This is a genomic window from Bacillus sp. FSL L8-0099 (assembly GCF_038006385.1).
In the GTDB taxonomy this organism is placed as follows: domain Bacteria; phylum Bacillota; class Bacilli; order Bacillales; family Bacillaceae_G; genus Bacillus_A; species Bacillus_A toyonensis.
This window is the reverse complement of record NZ_JBBOVC010000001.1, coordinates 2,064,331-2,085,237: the sequence shown is the minus strand read 5'-3', so window position 1 is coordinate 2,085,237 and position 20,907 is coordinate 2,064,331. Positions and strand designations below refer to the sequence as shown.

Genomic DNA, 20,907 nt, shown 5'->3' with positions numbered 1-20,907 from the left:
TATCACCACCTATAGTTAGGGGACCATATAAAACACGATCAGATATCATTTGTTTTATGGAGTTAGCAGCTTATCGTTATTCATATTTTTCTGATTGTATCCTTTATTTATCAAAGTCTTTTAATATCGCCCTTTCTTTAGGAGGTAAGAATCAAGCTAGCGACAACTCCGGCGTGATCGGACGGCCAAAGAGCGGTTGATGTTCTGTCATGTTGTTCTTCTCCTACCACATCCGCTACAATTGGGTTCCAGCCGTTTTTAAACAAAATAAAATCTATTCTTCTAATTAGAGAGGATACAGCATTCAACAAATCTGGCTCTTGGCAACATGTAAATCCCTGTCCTTTACCAACTTGAGTCCAAACATCTTGAAATCCAGCATTGATTAAATTCCCGTATGTTGGTGTGCCGGTTCCGTCAGCGTTTGAATTCAGATCTCCTAGAAGAATCAGAGGTAGATTTGTATTGGCTGGTCCAGCTAGTAATTCATTTCCTTGGGCGACTTGGACTGGGGGAGAAAGTGGTTCTAAATGGGTATTGATTACCCGGAAGATACGTCCGTTTGAGCTAACGTCGATAGATGACCATCCTCGAGGAATCGTGAATAGTTGTCCTCCAACTAATATTGTCAATTTTGCTGCAAAATTAGCTTCTTGCCGCTGAATAATCTCCAATCCGGATTCCTTTCTGATTAATATAACGTCTCTGTCTAAAAAACCTACTATATTTCCATTGCTACTTGGAAGTTGCACTGAATTATTTTCATTTTGAGCTGCTACTTCATAATGTAATCCCATTTTTCTTAACTCACTTAATAGCAATTCTACAAAATCGTATGTGATTGTTTGTACACCAGGTACAAATAATTGCCACAGTTCTGCTTCTTGCAATCCAATGATATCAGGTTTATTCAAAACGATTTGTCTGGCAATTGCTTTCACACGGACAGGGAAATTGGTCGCAAGAAATTGACGAAACACTTCCGTTACCACCTGTCGTAATTCTGCTGGCGTAGTGGCGATTGTAAATGGTGTAAAATCCGCACCTAAATAAAGATTCCACGTCATAACTGTTGGTGGTTTTTTGGGTTCTGGAATCGGAGGGACAGCAGGTGGAAAAGCAGGATAAAGTCTACGACAGCATTTCTTTTGTTTTGAAAAATATGAGTTCAAAATAGTTCACTTCCTTTTTTTGAAACTAAATATAATTATTTATATTCAAATCGAATAACTTAGCTTGTATGGATATCCTATAAATGATCAGTTAACATAACGCATTATTAGTGGTAGCAAGAAAAAAGCGAATCCCTATTTTCAAAAGGAATTCACCTTTTTCTTTTTCTTTACCCCTATTCATATTTTTATACATCCCTATCCTAGCGCGGTTTTAGGGTTCTTGTTTGTTACTGGAACTGTATAAAATCTTTCATACTCGTAGCGTATTTTTTTCCAAAATGCTGCGATACCCCTAGATAAAAAAAGAAATAAGCAATGATTAGATTTTAAACCTAGTCATTGCTTTATCCATTGCATCTTGGTTTATACCTATATAACGTAACGTGACCTTCTCTGACGAGTGATTGAATATCTCCATAAGTAATGCTATGTTTTTCGTTTGCATGTACATATGATACCCATACGTCTTTCTTAACGTATGGGTTCCTATTTCATCTAACCCAAACTCTGCCGCTGCTCCATTTAATATTTTATATGCCATGCTACGACCAATTGGACGATTCTTCCCTTGTCTACTTTGTAGTAAATACTCATTGTCTTCTCTTTCTTCAATAAACCTTTTAAGTTCTCTTTTCAGTGCTGCAGTAACTTGTATTCGTTTTTGTTTCCCTGTTTTCTTTTCTCTCATAGATATATGACTGCCTTTGACATCACCTACTTTTAGTTTCAAAATATCTGAGATTCTAAGGCCTGTATTAATACCCATAATGAAGAGAATGTAATTACGTAAGCTTTTTTCCTTAAAGTACTCTTTTAGCTGTTGTATTTGCTCTGATTCACGTATTGGCTGAACAAAATTCATTATTTATTACCTCCAGTCTCTTCTGCCTCGTAAACTTCTAATCCAAGTGCAAAAGCGAGCTTATAAAATGCTTTAGACTTCCAACGTCGATAAGTACGCTCTGACATCCCTATTTCGTTATAAACCATGTAATCACATACGTCCTCTTCTTCTAAATAACGTTTATAAATAATATCTCTTTGAATGCTTCCTGCACGTCCGTTCCCTAATCGATTTAGAAACTGATCAATACGTAATGACATTTTCTCAAGCCGCTCTTCTCGCTTGCTTTGTTGAATATTTGCTATAGCAACATCTTCTAATGGTTTTCCAACTGTATGTGTAGGACCGTGCTCACGTATTTCATAAGAAGGAGTGACTTTCATTTCTTTACGCATCACCCCAAATTGTCTATGTATACGTACGCTTTCCAACACACCTTCTAATTCCTCCTGTGTTGCTGTTCTATCAATTTTTGGTAAGAAAGATAATTGTTTAGTCATGTAAGACCACTCCTTTTTATTTTTAAATTACTTTTGTCTTAATGCTCCACGTCTACGCTCATAACAAGGTCTATGCATCCCCATTAAATGCTCAATTTCACGAGTACTTAATTTCTCTTTTTGTTTTTTCTTGTTTTTCTTCTTTCCTTTCTTGGATTGCTTTTTCCACTCGCGTAATGGGTCTTTTAGTGCCTTCATATTTCCCCATCTCCCTTTTCAAAATAAAAAGGACACCTATTCCTAAAACAGCTTTAATGGCTGCTTTAATGAATTGGTGTCCTCTAGTTTTCTAGCCGGACGATATTCATTTCAAAGGATTATTTTGTTCAAATCTAACTTTACTCTCAATTTGCAAATGTAATTATCTCGTAAAAAAATTAATAACATTAACATCTTGAACAGTTAGTTATTGCGTTATAATATAAGTAAATTCCTCTATGCACGAATACCCTGTGACTTACTAGGAGAAATCCTATTGTTTTTCTTTTGAAAAAGACCTTCTACGCCTGAATAAAACTCAACATTACGTCAATACTGTAGACAGCCCATTTCTTAAACACATTCCATGATTCGAGCAGTTAGCTTTTGCTAACTGCTTTTTATTGAGTTCCAACTCTTGCTTCTTGAAATACCCCTTGACTGCCTTTTTCCAATAAGTACCCATTCCTTATTTCCCTTGAATAAATTTTTAAACTTTGTCTATGCTATAGATACATTCAATTATTGAACTTCCTAATTTAAGTTTTAAATGAATAAAATTCTATTTTTTTCCGATACTATGGAAGAATTTAAAAGGTTATTTTAAATTCTTCCCACTCAAGTTCTCTTGGTCGAGAGGTGAGCAGTTAGCTTTTGCTAGCTGCTCTTTTTAATTTATTCGAATAAAATTCTAAATTCTGTCCAATACTATAAATGGGCTGATACAGCTTGAATTCACAGTGACCTCTGTAATGTTCTTTTCCCCTTTCTCTGAGGGCTTAGCAGTTAGCTTTTGCTAACTGCTATTTATATGGATTATATTTAGTAATTCCATGTTTCATTTTCTCGAATAAAATCAAATATTCTGGCAACACTAAATACAAGCTACTTTTTCCCAAAAGTAGTTTCTTTTTGCAGTGCTTGTGAGGGCAGTTAGCTTTTTGCTAACTGCTTTTTTATATTGAACTAATAATAAAATTTTGTTCTTATTTCTTTTTTTACACCATATACTTCTAACCTAGCCTCAGCTCAAAGTGTTACCTCCTATCTTAAAGAGCACTTATGCATGGTGCTCTTTTTTAATTTTCTTATTTCTACAAAATGAAATTTTTGTTGTATTAATCCCCGTATAACATTTCCAGTCCTGCTAACACTATAACTGTAACTCTAAGTTACACATCTTAACTTGTAGGGCCTAATTTTCTTTTGTACAACAAGCAGTTAGCTCATTAGGCTGATTGCTTTGTTGTGCTGAATGAAGTTTTAATTTAGTTTTCTTTCCTGCATATTTTTTCGAATTCTGTTTATACTATAGTTGTAACTTTTCGTTACAACTTATATCTGTATCCAGTGAAACTTCTAAAATTGTACAATAGAGCAGTTAGCTATTTCAGCTAGCTGCTTTGTTGTGCTGAATGAAGTAGCTAGCTGAAGTAGCTATAAAAAGATTTCTCAATATCCACACCATGGAAACTAATTACCTTTTATGGTAATGTATTGGTAATTCTATAAAGGTTATTGTTTCATTAAAAGGACCCGTCCCCCTAATCGGGTCCTTTTAAATGTTCCTTACTAAAATAGCGTTTGTATACTAGTTTACAAGCCGTTTCTTTTCATAGAAATACAACATAGTATAAAATACAGGACCAAGCTTTCTAAAAACTTGTCCGAGTTAATTCTTAAAAAGAGGTGAACATAAATGCCTATCGTTAAGCCATTTATAGCTGGAAGACGATTTGTAAGTACAGCAGCAACAGGAACTGCCGCTGGAGCGGATTTAACTTTTGCTAACACAGACTTCACTGATGACACTGGTGCTGTAACAACATTCCCTGCTTCTTATGCTTTTTTTACGCTTTATATTAATGGCGTTATTCAAACTGGTGATACTATTACTGGTGTGACTACTACAGCTGCTACTATTGTAGGAGGAGCCGTCCTAGATGGGGGTACTCCTATTGCAATTGAATTTACTATAACGTAACTTTAGTTGTCTTTTTAGAGGTTTCATTAAAAGAAACCTCTAATTTTAAAAACTGACATTAACTTTAGTAGCAACTACATAATACAGTGCATATACTAATATAGAATGATAGGAATTTATACTCACTCTCGACAAGAGCACTTATATAGTGCTCTTTTTTAGCTTCCTCTTTTCTACAAAATGAAATTTTTATTAACTTTTCAACACATACATAATATTACAAAAACATCCACATACTATAAATAAGTTGGTAATAGCTATTCCATAATGAATCTCAGATTTTCTTGAATTCTTCCTAAGACAAAACAGTTAGCTACGCTAGCTGTTTTGTTGTATTAAATTTCAACATAGGTACCTACTATTTATGAAACGCTTGATTGATTGTCATTTGAGATGCACTTCAAATTCAGTATTCCCGCTCCTTAGGAGAACAGTCTATGTATCTGTTCTCCTATTTTACATTTAATTTTTACCTTGAAATAAGAAAATCCTAAGTTCTGTTGAGCCAATCTCTTGTAATTATTGATGCTCGTCTTTCAAGAGCATTTACAAATAATGCTCTTTTTTGCTATAAAATAAATTCTTTATCTTCCTTTACATATTTTTCAACTAAACTACACACGATACTTCTAAGCCATTCGAACTAGTGGCTTCACTCTTCTTGTAAAAGGATGGGAAGGCGTTTCATCACAATTGGCTAACTCATTCAACCCACAAGCAGGCAAAGTTTCTTTGCCTGCTATTTTTGTATAACTTTCTTAATTTGAATCATACTATGCAGGAACCTGTTTACCAATACGAGTCAATTTGGTGTTTTGAAATTTCCTCCTTCTAGGACAAGCAAAATTGCTTGTCCTATTTTCGATTAAAGTACTATTTATATCCCTCTCCTCCCTAGTCTTTAAATTTTATTTTTTAGTATCAAAAATAAGAATTTGTACATTATAAAAATGTCCCACACAATGATGTGGTTACATAAGGAGGAGTTAAAAATGGACAAACGTACTGAGAAAAAAGTTGAAGCAGTAGCACGTAAAGCTGCTGATTTAGAAGTTTCACAAGAATTAACTAGCCTTAAAAACCAAATTCAACAGTTACAACAATCTTTATCTCAAACAACTCAAAGTCAACAACAAGGTCAACAACAAGGTCAACAACAAGGATTACAACAAGCTAATCAACTAATGCAACAACTTCAACAATTTAGTCATCAATCTCAACAACAAATGCAACAAGCGGATCAACAATTACAGCAAACTATCCAACAAGCTATTCAAACATTAAATCAAGGATTACAGTACCTACAATCTAATCAAACATTAAGTCAAATTAATCAAGCTATTGCACAGGCCCAAACACAGGTTGATCAAGTGAGCCAGCAAATGGGTGGTCAACAAGGTCAACAAATGGGTAACCAACAAGGTCAGCAAATGGGTGGCCAACAAGGTCAACAAATGGGTAACCAACAAGGTCAACAAATGGGTGGCCAACAAGGTCAACAAATGGGTAACCAACAAGGTCAGCAACAATTTCACTAAGAATATTTACAGTAACCCCAGCCGTAATAAATTTTTCGCAACTTATATAACAGTAAGCAAACTCCAATTTCTTTTTGTTAGTTATTATTAAAATTAAGTAAATAACAATATTTTTTGAAAGAGCACTTTTTATAGTGCTCTTTTTAAAGTGGATAATTTCAGTATCAAATAGTGTTTTTGTTCAAATACTTCACGTCCATAAAAAAATTACATTTGGTATCATGTACTCTTTTACATTAAGAGCTTTGATCCGAAGAGCACTTATATAGTGCTCTTTTTGGTATGGAATGTGAAATAAAGGCTTGCTCTTAAAACCTTTTATGTAATTATTGTAGGGTTTTTCCCTACACCCGTGTGTCTGTTTACTCATAAGTTGTTAAAGTATAAATATAAATTGTTAGTTAATTTATAAGGGAGGTGTAAAAATGAGTAAATTTAAAAAGAATTGTCACATACCCTTTCCATGTGCCTTTCCTTTACCTCAAATCGGGTCTACTGGACCTTCGGGACCTACTGGAGCTACTGGAGCTACCGGACCTTCAGGTGGACCTCGGGGACCTACCGGGCCTACTGGAATTCAAGGTAGCCTGGGACCTACTGGGCCTCAAGGTATTTCTGGACCTCAAGGGATTCCTGGGATTTCTGGATCTATTGGTCCAACTGGACCTTCTGGAATTCAAGGTATCCAAGGTATCCAAGGCATTCCTGGCATTCAAGGTCCTATTGGACCCACTGGAATAACTGGGGTCACTGGAATTCAAGGGATTCCTGGCATTCAAGGGATTCCTGGCATTCAAGGGATTCAAGGGATTCCTGGTCCGACCGGCCCTCAAGGGATTCCTGGCATTCCTGGTTCTGTAGGTCCAACTGGACCTTCTGGAGCTGTTGGACCTACCGGCCCTTCCGGGGGACCGCCAGGACCAACGGGCCCGACTGGACCTTCTGGGGGACCACCAGGACCAACCGGAGTGACTGGCCCCACTGGACCTTCTGGGTCACCAGGACCAACCGGACTTCAAGGTATCCAAGGTATCCAAGGGATTCCTGGCCCCACTGGACCTCAAGGAAGTCAAGGGATTCAGGGGATTCAAGGTAATCCGGGGCCTATTGGTCCTATTGGACCCACTGGAATAACTGGGGCGACTGGAATTCAGGGTATCCAAGGTATTCAAGGTGATCCGGGACTTATTGGACCTATCGGCCCGACTGGCCCAACTGGACTTCAAGGTATCCAAGGCATCCAAGGCATTCCTGGGCCTACTGGATTACCAGGAACCGCTGGAGCTACCGGACCTACTGGGCCTACTGGTCTTACAGTATCTGGGTTATCTCATTATGCTTATGTTTTCAATACAGCAGCTCAAGTTGTTGCCTTAGAAGCACCTATTCTTTTTAATTCACATGGTAGAATGACATCTGGTTTTACTCATACACTGGGAACTTCTCAATTAATGGTTCTTAATGCAGGAGATTATAAGATTTCTTTTTCTGTATCAGGAGTTGAACCTAATCAATTTACGCTCTTTTTAAATGGTGCTCCAGTTACCAACGCAGTTTATGGATCAGGTGCAGGAACTCAGCAAAACAATGGGCAAACAATTCTCTCTTTAGCCGCAGGTGATATTATTACCCTTAATAATCATACTTCCGCTGCTGCAGTTACTTTACAGACTTTGGCAGGTGGAACACAAACAAATATAAATGCTTCGATTGTAATTGAAAAATTAAATTAATTTAATCATTTATTTCTTGAAACTCTGGCAGTAAATAACCTGGTGTAGATTTCTTTTTTCAACAAGCAGTTAGCTTTTGCTAGCTGCTCTTTTGTATTGAGTTGAAAATAAGTTTTAGGTCTTATTTCTTTTCTGCGCCATATAATTTTAACCTAAACATTCAGCTCAAAGTGTTACCTCCTATCTTAAAGAGCACTTATGTATGGTGCTCTTTTTTATTTTGTTTTCTTTCATTTCTGAATAACATTTTTAACCCTGTTCATACTATTTTTGTAACTTAAAGTTACAAACTATTTCTGTAAGCGCAGCGTTTCTTTTGTACAACAAGCAGTTAGTTTTATTAACTAGCTGCTTTGTTGTGTAAAAGAAAGATTTTGTTTTAAAGTTACACATAGCTAAAAAACATACATATAATATCTTGGGTATCCTTTTTCAATATTAGTTTTGGTCAGAGAGCACTTTTAAGAGTACTCTTTTAATGTATTGCAATGTATCACGTTTTACATACAATAAACATAGAATGCAATGGGCACGCAAGACATAATTTTTATATAATCGTGTACATTTTTTGTACACGTTTTTTTATTAAATAAGAATTCTGTTTAAATTTCATCAACCTTATTGATTCCTTTGCATACATTATTATCACAAGGAATTCCATAGGTTTCTCTGGTCCAGTTTCCTTAAATTCCTTGTACACCTCATCGAAATAACCCGTTTTAAATAGCGGATTATTTTATTTTTGGTTATAAAAAGTTCTTGTTTAACTTTCATTCATTTTTTTGCTTATTTTGAATACATTACTATTAAGCCAAGAAATACACAGGTTTCTCTGGACCAGTTTCCTTGTATTTCTTGAACTCCTTGTACAAAGAACCTGTTAGTTATAACAGGTTCTTTAATTTTTTCGTCATACAATAACTATTTTGTTATATTCCTTGCACTTTTAAATGAGACAAGCATATGTTGTAGTATAGTGTTTCATCACTTATATACACTTCCTCTTTTCAAGAGTACATATTCGATATGTACCCTTTTTGCATTACTATAAAATAACGCTTTGATTTAGTTTTCAATGATTAGATTAATAGCTCCAGCTTGATCTAAATTTATTAATAAACTCTCTGCTACTTTCTTTGTAATCGTATTAGTAGCAAATGCAATTCCCTTACCATCTACAGTAATTCTAGCTTTATTTTCGATGTATTCGATTTTCACATCTTTCATATTTCACATCTCCTTTTTATACAAAATTCAAATTTGATTAAAGTAACTGTGTTTTTCGTTCTTCCATACGAATTACTTTTCCACTTTGATATATAAATGATTGTTCACCAAATCCACCTTGGGGTGGTTCTATTAGTTGGACCTGACCATTTTTAACAACATATATTCCGTTTATTTTCAAATCTATTTCAGCTGTCATTTCTACAAGATTTTCTTTAATAATTCCCACTAAGACCACTCCCATATGTTATGATTATTTTGTCGAAGTAAGTCGGGAGCAATCTCGGCTTTTTTGTTTGTCTACAAATATCGCACAACATTTTCTGGAACAAATAATTGCTCAAGTGATAAATAAAGCCGTATTGGAATCGGTTCCTTATTATCTCTCGCATTCTTGCAAAGCTCCTCCGCTTCTTCCCAATCGAACTGCTTATCTTCCACTCGCTTAAATCTCCAAATTCCAATTGTATATTCCTCAAATAATTCATACTGATCATTTGGCTCTGTTGTTGGTTTTAATTCATCAGTAGCTCTTACTTGATTTGGTACTTGAACAACTACATCCGTAAAACGAACTCTAGAATTTAATCGATGAATGTGTGCTTTCTCAGTATCAAATGCTACTACAGGCTCAACATCAAATATTGTTAACTGCTTTGGCATTACAATCCTCCTAAGCCTCTTTTTTATATTTAGATAACACTTGTTCTAAACGTTTACGTTCACCCTCTAAATGCATTTCATCGTGCTTTACAGGCTGGGATTGCACTTCTGTATCTTGTGTATGTAACCAATCAGGGACGATTTCTTTTCGAGCATTACTTCTGCCACCACGAGATTGGTATTTCTTACGGAATTGAGTTTGTGCAGCTTCAACATCATTAATGCTTTTATACCCTTTAGCATGCCAATCTCTTAAAATACCTTGTACATAAGACATATTAGGTGCATTCTTTTCTAAAGCTATTTTCATTGCTTTGATAACAAGCTGTGCATTCAAATCTTCAATCCACGCATTAATCCCTTCAGCCACAAATGGTTTAAGAACTCCAAAGTTTTGCTCATAAAATGCTATTGGATTTTCTTCTGCAACTTTTTTATCTCTTGAGCAGCTTGCTGCTTCTTCTTTTGTTTTTGTTTCTTCTTTTTCTTTTGTTTCTGTTTTTGTTTCTTCTTTTTCCTTCATAGGGTCTTCGAAGCCCCTTATAAGCCACTCAAAACGAGCTTGGAAGTATTCCTTAATACGAGGAATTTTAAAATCTTGCTGCTGTTCTAAATCTAAACATGTCTCATAAAAATCAATTAAAAAATCTTCACACTTAATATTCTGGATTTCTTTTAACACACACTTTTCAATATTCAAATTTGTAATAGCATTGAATTTAAGCCAATTAATCAACATAATTTCTTTCGTCTTTTTGTTGTAATGAATTTTCCCGTAATCAGCAAACCGCTCTAGCAACTTCTCAACCGTCTCACGGTTATACCCTGTATCCATTTCTATCACTCGTAATGGAAGCTCATAGATACCACTCTGAGAAGTTTTGCTATTAGTCATTAAGTATAAGTAGAAGTATTTTTCCTCCGGTGTAAGATCTAAAACGAAAGCATCTTGCCAATATGAAACCTGAACAGGTCTATAAACTGCCATATTATTCATCCTCCATTGTTTTACTTGATTTGCTTTGATATACTTAATCCAATTCTATTTTTAGAAAGACTCTCTATAAGATTCTAAAATCTATCACTCTGCCAAGTGATAGATTTTTTATTTTCTTCGACTAACTACTGATGCATTGATCCCCTGCTCTTGAAGACTTTTAACAACTACACAATAACTCTTTGATACATCGTGATCCTCTTTTTCATTACGAAGGCTCTTGAATTCTTTTGCGCATCTATTTAATTCCTTCTCCCAATGATCTGCTTCATCTAATGAACCAGCATTGAACATGTTATGAATACATGTAACCATGCAATTATGTAATTCATTCGCAAAGGTAAAATCCCCTGGTAGAACTAAGTCGAACAGACGATTACATTCTGATTTCATGACTTATTCCTCATTTCTAGTAATTTGATACTGTACGCATCGTTATGAACAGAAAAAAAGCAGAATCTATTAAAAGATGGGGGCTCAGCCTTTCTGGTCATAACGACAAGCACAATAGCTTGTCGCATTAAATTCTTATATGCTATAATTTATCTACTGTCATGATTGGCTATCGCAGACTACGCGGTGGCCTTTCCTTTTTTCTTTTTGTTCTTCAAAACAAATGCTGCTTCTATAATTCGAATTCTTATCTCCATTAATTTCTTCTCTTGTTTTAGGCCCCTAGCTTTCATATAGTCTCCACAAACTACTGCAATTCGAATATCACCATATAAATTTGCTTCCTTACGAATTAGAGCTTTATATTGATTTAAAGTTGGACTTACATAATCAATTGTCATAACTTAAACCTCCCCAATAAAATAATTAAATTAAACTTTTATATACTTCCTAGCTCGTAATGATACTTTCCAGTACTTAAAGACTTCTTTCATTGAAATACCATATTGATCACATAGGACCGCTACGAGGCTCATCATTGAACCTGTAGCATCCAATATTTCATGCATTACATTTTTCAAATCTTCTTTCTCACTTTCGGACCAAGTTTGTGAAGGTTTAAACCAACATACTGTATCAAGTCGTTCCAAAGCTTTGTTTGTCTCTTGATAAACCATGTATCTCATACTTGCAGGATGAAGATCTATATGCTCTCCGTTGAAGAACGGGATACTTACATGCCCTGTTGCTTCATCCCACATTTTAAAAAATAACTGCGGATCATCAATTCCTTCCGTAATACATTTTCGTAAATCTTCTGGTAAACGTCGTTGTTCAGTTTCATATTTTGCTAGTGACTCACGACTCACGGGGATTTCTAAGGAGAGTTGTTCTTGGGTGATTCCCTTTCGTTTGCGTGCCATAGCAACTTCTTTCCCTATGGACATCTTTTACTTCCCCCATTCGTACCTAAAGCAATATTTATTTGTGACAACTTACTATGGTAATGTACTATTAGACGGATTCTTTAAATGGATTGTAATACTCAGTATTGTTTTCTACCCAATCAGTATGATTTTCCATCCACTTAAAAAGAAGATGTGTAGGAATAAGAACTCCTGCTTCGCGACATACTGGAAAATCAGAACGGTTTAATAACTCAGATGCTTTAGTGCGTTTGATATGTAATAATGCCATTAATTCTGTAATAGTTAAAAATGGTGGTAGTTCTTTCATTGGTTGAAGATGTTCGGTTGCTTTTTGCACTTCTTCCCGGATAATTTGACGGAATGATTCGATGTCGAAGTTAATCATAAATATCACCTCTTAAATCATTTTGTTCCCTTAAGGAACATTGATTCCTAAAAAAACACGTCCAATCAAAATTCAAACATCCACCTATTTTTTTAGCTATTTCTACGGAAGGTGTTTTTGTTCCATTTTCAATTTGAGTGTAATAACTTCTAGATATTTTGCATTTGTTTGCAATATCCTCATGCGTGTAACCTTTTATATACCTAAATTTCTTTAGCCATTCTCTCAAAACTATGACCTCCTTGTCACTGAAAAGAACATCCTAATAGAATTATAAGTTACTAAAGGGAACAAATCAATAAAAAAGTTACTAAAAGGAACATTTTTTTAGTTACTGTTAGTAACACAAGAATTCGTTTATAATTAAAAGGAAGATTTAAATATTATGGTGGTGACTGCTTTGAATACATTTGGGAAAAAACTGAAGTGTTTGCGAGAAGAAAAAAAGAAAGAAAATGTTGAATGGACACAAACATATGTAGCTAATCAGCTAGGTATTGCACGTACTACGTATACCGCATATGAAAATGACACTAAACAACCACCTATGGAGACTATCTTGAAGATAGCTAATCTTTTTTCTGTTTCTACTGATTTTTTATTAGGCAGAGTATCTGATTGTAAGCAAACTAAGTCATTTGATATAGATAACATACTAAATGACCCCGAACTAAGTCTCTGGTTCAAAGATATTAAAGAAGCATCTCCTGAGAAACGTGAAGAGTTAAAACGTTTTTGGGAGTTTATAATGCAAAAAGAGACTAAACAAAAGTAAATAAACCCTAAAATTTATTAGACAACAATCGATACACGCTATAGCGTGTATCGATTGTTGTCTAATATCTCTATTAAATAAAGAAAGGATTAGAAAATGTATATCAGCAAAGTAAACCTTAAAAACTTCGGACCCTTTGATGAATATTCTATAACTTTTAAATCAACAGGAATAAACTTAATAACCGGTTATGCTGGTTCAGGAAAAACACAATTTTTTGGTGCATTTATATACATACTATATGGAAAAAAAGCATTAGGTACATCGGATATTAATGAAGAAAGTAGCGTTATTTTACTTACAGAGCACAAAAAAATAAAACAATCTCACGAATATATATACTCTTCAAATAATATTTCGTATAACTTTCATCAACAAATGCCAATGCTATCTAAATCAATAAACAACCTCAGCCTAACACAGTCCCATTTTCATAATATTAAGCCTAGTTTGATTAAAATTGGTTTGAGAAATGATATAGACCTATCCTTTCAAAAAATTGAATTGATGAATAAGATTATTTCTCAGGATACAGATTTACTCTTCTATTGGAATGAAGTTATAAAAAAATATATTCCCGACTCTAATAAACATTCAGGAAAAATTGTAGTAACATCCCACGGGCATCAAAATTTACTTATACTGCTTGGGTTATTATTATCAGAGATACAAAATAATAGAAATACACCATTAATAATAGACGAGAGCTTCCCTTTTGTTTATGATAATTATATTTTTCATGATGAAAAAGCATTTAAACTTATTTGGAGTTGTTTAAATTACATAGCTAAGACTAGACAAGTTATAATATTTTCTCTTCCCTTTCTTAATAATAATCAAGCAAAAGAAGATAGTTTAAATATTACATTCATGGCAGATTTATCACACGTTTCTAATAATAAATTATCACCTATATATTATAACAATTGGTTTCCATCACAATCTAAATTTAACAGTAAGAAAAAAACTGAGAGTAAACTGGAAGTAATAAAATATATCAAAAATAAATACTTAGAAGAAGATGAACATAGATTTACAGAATTGAAAGAAGTACAGGGAAAAAATCCAATAAATTCGATAATAAGTTTAGTCGATCAATATGTGGTAGCATACTTAAATGAGTTCTCTAAACATTCAGGGATGATTATTTGGGGTGTAACTGATAATGAAAGAAAAATTGTAGGTGTCACCCTAAATTACAAACAACGTGACGAATTACGGAAGCAAGTCTCAGAGAAAATAGCAAAAATCGAACCAAGTATCCCTCCAAGTTCGTTCAAAATTAATTTAGTGAAGGTTTATAACGATAAAGCAGAAGAAATACCTGATTTATATATTATTGAAGTGCTTGTAGAACCTTATATTAATGATACTTACCTTTTCTGTACATCTAAAAGTGAAGTTTATATTAAAACTGATGGAGGTAAAAGAAAATTAACGCCAGTAGAAATACAAAAAGAGGTTTTAAAAAGACAAAGCATGAAAAAAGCACAAACATAGAGATTCTCATGCTTGTGCTTTTTTCATTATATTTAGACCATAAAAAAACCATATCTTCCTTCTGTTTTTTTCTTAGTGAATCTTATATGATTCATATTTTCATCGTTTAGTGGCACCTTATTTTCTAATATGATTATTTGTGAGTTTTCATTAAGAGTCGAGAGACTATGATAAAATGATTCAATTATATTACTAGACATTTTTTCTTCTTGTTTTTTTTCTTTATCTTGAAAGGTTGTTAAAGGCGAATCTAGCACAATCATTCTTGTATGGGGCAATTCATTTTCACATAAATATTTCATTAAACCAATTACAAATGCACTATATAGTATTGCTCTATAGCCTTTTCCATAACTACCTCTAATCTTGTCATTTATTATAAAATCATCTTTAGTTTTATCAAAATAAATATTTACATTCTGTAAAGTTTCACTCTCTTCATTGAAAAAATTCCAGTCAATTAATTCTTCTTTAATAAACTTGCACACCTTTTCAATTTCCATAGCATACTGATCAAAGTCTTCACTTTTAATAGTTTTAATTTTAGTTTTAGTTTTAGTATTTATTTGTGTTTCGATAAGCCCCTTTTGTGTAAGCAGTTCTTCTCTTTTTTCCATGTTTGCTTGATATTCAACTAATTTTTTTTGTTCTTCTAATAAATTATCGAGTTTATTTATCAGTTTTATGGATTTAGGACGTAATTCTAATTCGATTTTATCCTCAACACTTTTAAATTCTATATCTAAATTAGTAATTTGATCATTAATTTCAGCTAACTCTAAATTTAAATCTGCCACAGTTTCTTTTAAGTCATTTAAACTTAATAATATTTTCTTTGCTTCTGCATGGCAGGACTCCTCGATTTGTTTAAAACTTCCTACTTCATGACTATGCCCTTTTTCAGTCAGATTAACATTCATTTCATTTCCGCATACTGAACAATTAACAAAATTCAATTGTGAAAAATAGCTATATCCCTCATTTATAAATTGCAATCGCCTTAAATCAGCTTCATAATACTCTTTTAATAAGTTAAACCTATGTAACAATTCATTTACCACTAATTTTCTAGATTTTTTCTGTTTAATTTCCTCCCAAAGATTTTGTCTATTCTCGGTCAGATTATTAATTTCTTGATTAACTATGGTTAAATCATTTTCAAGTTCTGTAACTATTACTTCAACAGTATTATCTACTAGATATTTTAATCCTACTTTTTCTATAGTTAGTTGTAAATTGGTAATTAAATGTTCTAGAATTTCTAATTTCCCATATAATTTTGCTTTGTGGATTTTTGGATCTACTTTTTTTTCAAGATTACTATCATCTTTACCTGTAATTAAAAACTTAAAAATTGAACGTTCTACAGTCTTGTAAATTGGTATACTGGATAAAAACGGTGATCCTTCTGTTATTATCCTTTCTTCACCTATGCAAATTAGGTTTTTTAAATCTCGAAAACTTATTGTTCTGGTTTCATTTTTATCATTCTTTTTAACTTCTTTCAAATTATTTATCCCACTTAATTTTAATAAAAAGGAAGAAATATTCTCTTCATTTTTAGCATCATGTTTTGGCTTTAACGTAACAGGATCGTATTCCCCTAACTTAACTACATCATAACCTTTTTTAAACAATTTAAAATCTCCACCCGAAAAGTCTCTTTCAAGGGTATACAATGTATTAGAATACGTAGATATTTCCAAATATATCTTTGTATACTGTTTACTTTCTTTGATTCGCTTTGGTGCATCACTACCACCTAACATATAGTTAACACACTGATAAATATAAGACTTACCAGTATCTGAAGGACCTGTAATTACATTCAGCCCTTTTTTAAATTTAACATAGCTCTCTTCTCCAGCATCTCCTGCTACTATTAATCTTTTTATATAAAAACCTGTTTTCATGTCTTTAGACCTCCCTTACAAGGGCTTCATATATAAATTCTCCACCCCATTTATCTATATTATTTTTTATATATTGGTTAAGTGCATCCTCAGAATAATCACGAAACTCCTCTACCACCCATTGTGCATTTTGTTTTAGCTTTTGTACATATGCAGAGGAAAAATGTATTAAGAATAAGTTTGATATTTCAGAAATACCGTATTTAACACCGTCTTCCATAAAGTGTATTTTCACCAAATCCTTGCTATACATTAAATTTAAGCCGTCTAACATCGCTTTTCTTTTCACAATTAATTCACCCGATCTGTGAGGGGTGGCAGGATGTACACTTGAGGGGCCTCCTTCAACATCACTAGTATGTAATACTAAATAATCATATATGATAAGTTTATCGATTCCCAAAAACTCATTTTCTAATGCGTTTAAAATAACCAATGCCCTTATTCCTATCTCTAGTGGCGTATTAAATAGAAATATATCTCTTTGTTTGTTTAACACTTCTTCTCGTTCATTCTTCATTCTTTATCACCCATCTTATCTCATCATTTTCATTAGCCAAATGATGACAAATCCCAGACTTATCATTGCCATCCACAACTGAAGATAGAGCATTTGTATTAATTACTAGCTTTCTTGCTTCTTGAGTAACGGCTACTACTCTAGCATAAGCATCTTTATGATTTTCAGATTCCACTATATCTATTATTCCATCTAGTATCTCATCTTTTAGTTCTTCAAAAGCACTTGTAGTAGGTAATGAATCTCGTTCAAATTTCATTAGAGAATCCGCCTTATAATAATATGTTCTTTGTCTATTAAAATGTCTTTTCATTCTATTATTTTTGTCTAAAACATTGACATTACCTATTTTTTCTCCTAAATGCTCACTATATGCCTCTAGCAATTTTGAAACATAGATCATCTCTTTTTTATCAATATTTTCAGGCGGGGCATCAGCAATAGGTCTTGGTTTATGTAATCCACCTCCAAATCTAAAAGAAAAATAAGGTGTTTGCATATACTGTTCAATAAGGTCATTAGGCTCTATTGAATCAAAAATACTAAAATCAAAACTCTCGATATATTCTTTGAATTCCCCTTCTAATAATACATCTTCTAATTTTGTAATCTTTTTCATACAGTACTTATCCCAATTGGCAACTAAACCTTTTTTCAATCCTTCTGGGCTATCTAATATGTCAGCTAATGCTTGACCCACACCTTTAGTTGTTACAAAATAATACTTTCGAGGTACCGTAAAAGCTTTTCTATAAGAATAATAACAAACTTTTCCAAACTCTACCCAAACATTTGATGGCGATAAAGGATTATCATAATGTTTACATTGATAATTATCCCACACTAATTCTTCTCTATTCTTACTATACTTTGCAAATGCTATAACATCTCTCCCCATGTCTCCTGCACCGCCACATTTTCTAATCCTCTCATATTTTTCAATTAAATATGAGTTTAACCATTCCACTACCATTTCTTCAAACTCATTCGGAGAAATTAGTTTTAATTTATCAATAGGTTTTAGAGGTCTTCCCATTAAAATCTCCAAATTACTTAATTTGCGGGGAGGGATAGGTTTTGGAATTTCCAATAAATCCTGTGTATCCATATTCATAACAAAACCTCCTTTGATGCAATTAATTATTTGATAAGATAAAGAATTCTTTACTTAAACACAAGATTATTATCCTTCTATATTTTTATAAAAATTAACAGAAATTCATCCTCCCTTCGGTACATAAACCGACCTTCATTTGAATTCTTTTAACTATTCTATTGTTCAATATTTAGTAATCAATTCGTGCGTCTTATTTATAACTCCCTTGACCTATTCCTCCAGAAATTTTATTTCTGCTCTTTATACTTTGCTTTGAAAACTGTAACATCATCAAAATAACGTTGAAATTTCTCTTTGAACTCAAGAAATATATCCTCGTAAGTTTTCAGTCCTTTATTCTTTAGCGAGTTATACACTAAATCATTTCCACTCTCAGGAACATCTGAAAATCTATTCATATAAATTTTCAAATCACCTATCTTCTTAAAAGAGTTAATTCTAACCTTAGTATTTGTAACTTTATACTTAATCTCCTTACTTATCCCAGGATGATTAAGTGCTGGTACGTCTACTTCAGATAAAATAAAATCAATTGCTTTTTTAATCACATTCTCACTCCTACGGTAAAAAACGAAAAGTAATGAATAATTTACCATATATATTTTAACTTATTTTCTAAAACATAAACAGATATTATTGTATATATTCGTCAACACTTCCCCATTAAACCTAGGATACTACTATCTCATCGTAGATCTAATAGAAATCAGATTTCTTAATTCATTTGTTTATTTCTCTTCTTGAATACTCTTCCAAGTTTTTAATTTTTGTTATATTATAAGAACGTACGTTCCTAATATACGAATGGAGTGAAAATATGTTTCAGTCGCAACCCTACTATACAACACAACTTGAAGACTATATCCAGCACTTGTACCAATCCTTATCTATTATTGTTCCTGAGCAAATTGATATGATGGAGATTGCGAAAAAGCTAAACATTTGGCTGTACTTTGCTCCGTTTGGAAGTCATGCAATGGAAAGAAATCAAATATCTAACTTAGTTATTGATAATCGTATCTCTCAGCAAGAACAATGGGAGGATTTTGGCCATGAGACTTGTCATATCCTATTTCATTCAGGTAATCAATTATTAATGCATCAAATGTTTCTAAATTATCAAGAAGCAAAGGCTAAAAACTTCGCGCAACAATTTTGCGTACCTACTTTTATGTTACGAAAGCTTCCTCCCCTACAGTTAAAGGCATATATAATCTCAGAAAAATTCAATGTAACAACAAAATTTGCTGAAAAAAGGCTTTTACATTATAAAAATCAATTATTAGCAAGTAAATTACAGAATCAAATATCACAATACTGTAATTTACAGAAATAATGATTCAGGAGGTATTGAATATGAAAGGAAGTTTCCGGAAACGTGGAAATGCGTGGTCTTTTACGATAGATATCGGTATAGATCCAACCACAGGAAAACGACAGCAAAAAAGTAAAAGTGGATTTAGAACAAAAAAAGAAGCCCAAAATGCTGCTGCAACAATGATTACAGAGATAGAGAAAGGAATATATTTTGATGACAAACAATTAACTGTTTTAGATGTATGGGAAAAGTTAAAGCCTCTTCGTAAAGCTGATTTAAAAATTACATCTTATGAAAAAGACATGAGCTTAGTTAGGCTCTATATCCTTCCCCCATTTAGTTATAAAAAGATTAAAAGTATTAAACCCGTAATGATTCAAAGCTACTATGCTGAACTTAAAGAAAAAGGACTATCAAATGGTACAATCAGCAATATCCACCGCTGCCTAAGATGTATTTTCAAACACGCTGTAGAATGGGAAATCATACATGATAATATAATGAATAAGGTTAAAAAACCACGTGAAGAGCAAGGTGAGATGAAGACATGGTCCAGCGAAGAATGTAATCGATTCCTCCAGTATCTAAAAGAAAAAAATATTAAGTACTATATGTTCTTCTTACTTGCAATTTATACAGGGATGAGACGCGGAGAATTACTCGCACTAACATGGAAAGATATTGACTTTGATAATAAACGTATCCTGGTTAATAAATCACTTGTAAAAACAGAAAAAGGACTATTTAAAGCTGCTACAAAAACTAAATCTTCAAATAGAAGCATTAGTATCTCTTCTTTTGTTATAGGGAAGTTACAATCCTACTACTCTTATAAAAAGAAAGAATTTTTCCGCTGGGGTATACACTTGAATGAAGAAGCCTTTATTTTCACCGGCAATACGATACATTCGCCCTTACATATAGATGCTCCTCATCGCTTTTTGAATGATCACTATAAAAAAGCTGGTGTTCCTCGAATTCGTATACACGACTTACGACATACTCACGCTACACTCATGCTTCAGGCTGGAGAACATCCTAAAATCGTACAAGATCGCTTAGGGCATTCATCTATTCAAATGACTTTGGACAAGTATAGTCACATCACCCAGAACATGCAGCAACAAGCAGCAGAAAACTTCGAGAGTATAATAAAATCTAATGAAAACACCTGATAAAAAATGAAAATATTTAATGT

Annotated in this window: 24 protein-coding genes; 7 read left to right on the top strand and 17 right to left on the bottom strand. The window is 33.2% G+C overall.

Translation table 11 applies throughout. From position 1 onward, the window contains the following. Positions 1–137: 137 nt before the first annotated feature. The 4 genes from MHH42_RS10765 to MHH42_RS10750 all read right to left on the bottom strand — a co-directional run bounded on the left by MHH42_RS10765 (position 138) and on the right by MHH42_RS10750 (position 2,717). On the bottom strand, positions 138–1,172 hold the full coding sequence (locus MHH42_RS10765; protein ID WP_340893363.1) for an endonuclease/exonuclease/phosphatase family protein: 1,035 nt from the start codon (positions 1,170–1,172) through the stop codon (positions 138–140). 322 nt (positions 1,173–1,494) lie between these two features. Then, positions 1,495–2,037, bottom strand: coding sequence for a site-specific integrase (locus MHH42_RS10760; protein WP_340893362.1), 543 nt, complete (start codon positions 2,035–2,037; stop codon positions 1,495–1,497). Beyond that, positions 2,037–2,519, bottom strand: coding sequence for an ArpU family phage packaging/lysis transcriptional regulator (locus tag MHH42_RS10755; RefSeq protein WP_340893361.1), 483 nt, complete (start codon positions 2,517–2,519; stop codon positions 2,037–2,039). The genes MHH42_RS10760 and MHH42_RS10755 overlap by 1 nt, the downstream gene beginning before the upstream one ends. A 27-nt stretch (positions 2,520–2,546) precedes the next feature. After that, positions 2,547–2,717, bottom strand: a complete 171-nt coding sequence (locus MHH42_RS10750; protein WP_340893360.1) for a hypothetical protein — start codon at positions 2,715–2,717, stop codon at positions 2,547–2,549. Positions 2,718–4,416: 1,699 nt separating this feature from the next. On the opposite strand from MHH42_RS10750, the gene MHH42_RS10745 reads away from it, so the two are divergent. The 3 genes from MHH42_RS10745 to MHH42_RS10735 all read left to right on the top strand — a co-directional run bounded on the left by MHH42_RS10745 (position 4,417) and on the right by MHH42_RS10735 (position 7,972). Then, on the top strand, positions 4,417–4,701 hold the full coding sequence (locus MHH42_RS10745) for a DUF4183 domain-containing protein (RefSeq protein ID WP_033730179.1): 285 nt from the start codon (positions 4,417–4,419) through the stop codon (positions 4,699–4,701). A gap of 992 nt (positions 4,702–5,693) precedes the next feature. Beyond that, complete coding sequence (locus MHH42_RS10740; protein ID WP_335444817.1) at positions 5,694–6,239, top strand: hypothetical protein; 546 nt, start codon at positions 5,694–5,696, stop codon at positions 6,237–6,239. Positions 6,240–6,664: 425 nt separating this feature from the next. Further along, on the top strand, positions 6,665–7,972 hold the full coding sequence (locus tag MHH42_RS10735; protein ID WP_340893358.1) for a BclA C-terminal domain-containing protein: 1,308 nt from the start codon (positions 6,665–6,667) through the stop codon (positions 7,970–7,972). A 1,065-nt stretch (positions 7,973–9,037) separates the two neighbouring features. Here MHH42_RS10735 and MHH42_RS10730 read toward each other — a convergent pair. The 9 genes from MHH42_RS10730 to MHH42_RS10690 form a co-directional block, all read right to left on the bottom strand. Further along, positions 9,038–9,199 (bottom strand): hypothetical protein, encoded by a 162-nt coding sequence (locus MHH42_RS10730; RefSeq protein ID WP_016108284.1) that lies wholly within the window; start codon positions 9,197–9,199, stop codon positions 9,038–9,040. 37 nt (positions 9,200–9,236) lie between these two features. Then, complete coding sequence (locus tag MHH42_RS10725) at positions 9,237–9,428, bottom strand: DUF3954 domain-containing protein (protein WP_016108283.1); 192 nt, start codon at positions 9,426–9,428, stop codon at positions 9,237–9,239. Between the two features lie 71 nt (positions 9,429–9,499). Continuing rightward, complete coding sequence (locus MHH42_RS10720; RefSeq protein WP_340893357.1) at positions 9,500–9,862, bottom strand: cell division protein SepF; 363 nt, start codon at positions 9,860–9,862, stop codon at positions 9,500–9,502. 10 nt (positions 9,863–9,872) lie between these two features. Continuing rightward, positions 9,873–10,850: a DnaD domain-containing protein gene (locus MHH42_RS10715; RefSeq protein WP_340893356.1), complete on the bottom strand. Its 978-nt coding sequence runs from the start codon at positions 10,848–10,850 to the stop codon at positions 9,873–9,875. 117 nt (positions 10,851–10,967) lie between these two features. After that, entirely contained in the window at positions 10,968–11,252 is a 285-nt protein-coding gene (locus MHH42_RS10710) for a hypothetical protein (RefSeq protein ID WP_340893355.1), read from the bottom strand. A gap of 179 nt (positions 11,253–11,431) precedes the next feature. Continuing rightward, positions 11,432–11,653, bottom strand: coding sequence for an RNA polymerase subunit sigma (locus MHH42_RS10705; RefSeq protein WP_097854325.1), 222 nt, complete (start codon positions 11,651–11,653; stop codon positions 11,432–11,434). A 30-nt stretch (positions 11,654–11,683) separates the two neighbouring features. After that, complete coding sequence (locus tag MHH42_RS10700) at positions 11,684–12,199, bottom strand: helix-turn-helix domain-containing protein (protein WP_098718869.1); 516 nt, start codon at positions 12,197–12,199, stop codon at positions 11,684–11,686. A 67-nt stretch (positions 12,200–12,266) separates the two neighbouring features. After that, positions 12,267–12,566, bottom strand: a complete 300-nt coding sequence (locus tag MHH42_RS10695) for a DNA-binding protein (protein ID WP_078183122.1) — start codon at positions 12,564–12,566, stop codon at positions 12,267–12,269. Then, entirely contained in the window at positions 12,559–12,795 is a 237-nt protein-coding gene (locus tag MHH42_RS10690) for a helix-turn-helix transcriptional regulator (RefSeq protein WP_098285041.1), read from the bottom strand. Before MHH42_RS10690 ends, MHH42_RS10695 begins: the two co-directional genes overlap by 8 nt. 171 nt (positions 12,796–12,966) lie before the next feature. Between MHH42_RS10690 and MHH42_RS10685 the strand changes: the two genes are divergently transcribed. Both MHH42_RS10685 and MHH42_RS10680 read left to right on the top strand, forming a co-directional pair. Continuing rightward, positions 12,967–13,341 (top strand): helix-turn-helix domain-containing protein, encoded by a 375-nt coding sequence (locus MHH42_RS10685; RefSeq protein WP_033685840.1) that lies wholly within the window; start codon positions 12,967–12,969, stop codon positions 13,339–13,341. A gap of 96 nt (positions 13,342–13,437) precedes the next feature. Continuing rightward, complete coding sequence (locus tag MHH42_RS10680) at positions 13,438–14,841, top strand: RNA-binding domain-containing protein (protein WP_340893354.1); 1,404 nt, start codon at positions 13,438–13,440, stop codon at positions 14,839–14,841. Positions 14,842–14,873: 32 nt separating this feature from the next. On the opposite strand, the gene MHH42_RS10675 is transcribed toward MHH42_RS10680, so the two are convergent. From MHH42_RS10675 to MHH42_RS10660, 4 genes are all read right to left on the bottom strand, one after another. After that, on the bottom strand, positions 14,874–16,754 hold the full coding sequence (locus MHH42_RS10675) for an AAA family ATPase (RefSeq protein WP_098285043.1): 1,881 nt from the start codon (positions 16,752–16,754) through the stop codon (positions 14,874–14,876). Positions 16,755–16,758: 4 nt separating this feature from the next. Further along, on the bottom strand, positions 16,759–17,274 hold the full coding sequence (locus tag MHH42_RS10670; RefSeq protein WP_000787325.1) for an ABC-three component system middle component 2: 516 nt from the start codon (positions 17,272–17,274) through the stop codon (positions 16,759–16,761). Further along, a complete protein-coding gene (locus tag MHH42_RS10665; protein ID WP_098285044.1) occupies positions 17,264–18,388 on the bottom strand; it encodes an ABC-three component system protein in 1,125 nt (374 codons plus the stop codon). The genes MHH42_RS10670 and MHH42_RS10665 overlap by 11 nt, the downstream gene beginning before the upstream one ends. A 230-nt stretch (positions 18,389–18,618) precedes the next feature. Beyond that, positions 18,619–18,939 (bottom strand): hypothetical protein, encoded by a 321-nt coding sequence (locus MHH42_RS10660; protein ID WP_257153995.1) that lies wholly within the window; start codon positions 18,937–18,939, stop codon positions 18,619–18,621. Positions 18,940–19,208: 269 nt separating this feature from the next. Here MHH42_RS10660 and MHH42_RS10655 point away from each other — a divergent pair, with 269 nt between their 5' ends. Together MHH42_RS10655 and MHH42_RS10650 are read left to right on the top strand one after the other, a co-directional pair. Further along, entirely contained in the window at positions 19,209–19,727 is a 519-nt protein-coding gene (locus MHH42_RS10655; RefSeq protein WP_098718837.1) for an ImmA/IrrE family metallo-endopeptidase, read from the top strand. A gap of 20 nt (positions 19,728–19,747) precedes the next feature. After that, the gene (locus tag MHH42_RS10650) at positions 19,748–20,884 is read left to right on the top strand and encodes a site-specific integrase (protein WP_340893353.1); all 1,137 of its coding nucleotides are present in this window, start codon (positions 19,748–19,750) and stop codon (positions 20,882–20,884) included. Positions 20,885–20,907 lie beyond the last annotated feature (23 nt).

Excerpts from the sequence above, each read along its gene's own strand:
- MHH42_RS10760 (WP_340893362.1), bottom strand. The coding sequence starts at position 2,037 with ATGAATTTTGTTCAGCCAATACGTGAATCAGAGCAAATACAACAGCTA.
- MHH42_RS10755 (WP_340893361.1), bottom strand. The coding sequence starts at position 2,519 with ATGACTAAACAATTATCTTTCTTACCAAAAATTGATAGAACAGCAACA.
- MHH42_RS10750 (WP_340893360.1), bottom strand. The coding sequence starts at position 2,717 with ATGAAGGCACTAAAAGACCCATTACGCGAGTGGAAAAAGCAATCCAAG.
- MHH42_RS10745 (WP_033730179.1), top strand. The coding sequence starts at position 4,417 with ATGCCTATCGTTAAGCCATTTATAGCTGGAAGACGATTTGTAAGTACA.
- MHH42_RS10740 (WP_335444817.1), top strand. The coding sequence starts at position 5,694 with ATGGACAAACGTACTGAGAAAAAAGTTGAAGCAGTAGCACGTAAAGCT.
- MHH42_RS10735 (WP_340893358.1), top strand. The coding sequence starts at position 6,665 with ATGAGTAAATTTAAAAAGAATTGTCACATACCCTTTCCATGTGCCTTT.
- MHH42_RS10730 (WP_016108284.1), bottom strand. The coding sequence starts at position 9,199 with ATGAAAGATGTGAAAATCGAATACATCGAAAATAAAGCTAGAATTACT.
- MHH42_RS10720 (WP_340893357.1), bottom strand. The coding sequence starts at position 9,862 with ATGCCAAAGCAGTTAACAATATTTGATGTTGAGCCTGTAGTAGCATTT.
- MHH42_RS10715 (WP_340893356.1), bottom strand. The coding sequence starts at position 10,850 with ATGGCAGTTTATAGACCTGTTCAGGTTTCATATTGGCAAGATGCTTTC.
- MHH42_RS10710 (WP_340893355.1), bottom strand. The coding sequence starts at position 11,252 with ATGAAATCAGAATGTAATCGTCTGTTCGACTTAGTTCTACCAGGGGAT.
- MHH42_RS10705 (WP_097854325.1), bottom strand. The coding sequence starts at position 11,653 with ATGACAATTGATTATGTAAGTCCAACTTTAAATCAATATAAAGCTCTA.
- MHH42_RS10700 (WP_098718869.1), bottom strand. The coding sequence starts at position 12,199 with ATGTCCATAGGGAAAGAAGTTGCTATGGCACGCAAACGAAAGGGAATC.
- MHH42_RS10695 (WP_078183122.1), bottom strand. The coding sequence starts at position 12,566 with ATGATTAACTTCGACATCGAATCATTCCGTCAAATTATCCGGGAAGAA.
- MHH42_RS10680 (WP_340893354.1), top strand. The coding sequence starts at position 13,438 with ATGTATATCAGCAAAGTAAACCTTAAAAACTTCGGACCCTTTGATGAA.
- MHH42_RS10675 (WP_098285043.1), bottom strand. The coding sequence starts at position 16,754 with ATGAAAACAGGTTTTTATATAAAAAGATTAATAGTAGCAGGAGATGCT.
- MHH42_RS10670 (WP_000787325.1), bottom strand. The coding sequence starts at position 17,274 with ATGAAGAATGAACGAGAAGAAGTGTTAAACAAACAAAGAGATATATTT.
- MHH42_RS10665 (WP_098285044.1), bottom strand. The coding sequence starts at position 18,388 with ATGAATATGGATACACAGGATTTATTGGAAATTCCAAAACCTATCCCT.
- MHH42_RS10655 (WP_098718837.1), top strand. The coding sequence starts at position 19,209 with ATGTTTCAGTCGCAACCCTACTATACAACACAACTTGAAGACTATATC.
- MHH42_RS10650 (WP_340893353.1), top strand. The coding sequence starts at position 19,748 with ATGAAAGGAAGTTTCCGGAAACGTGGAAATGCGTGGTCTTTTACGATA.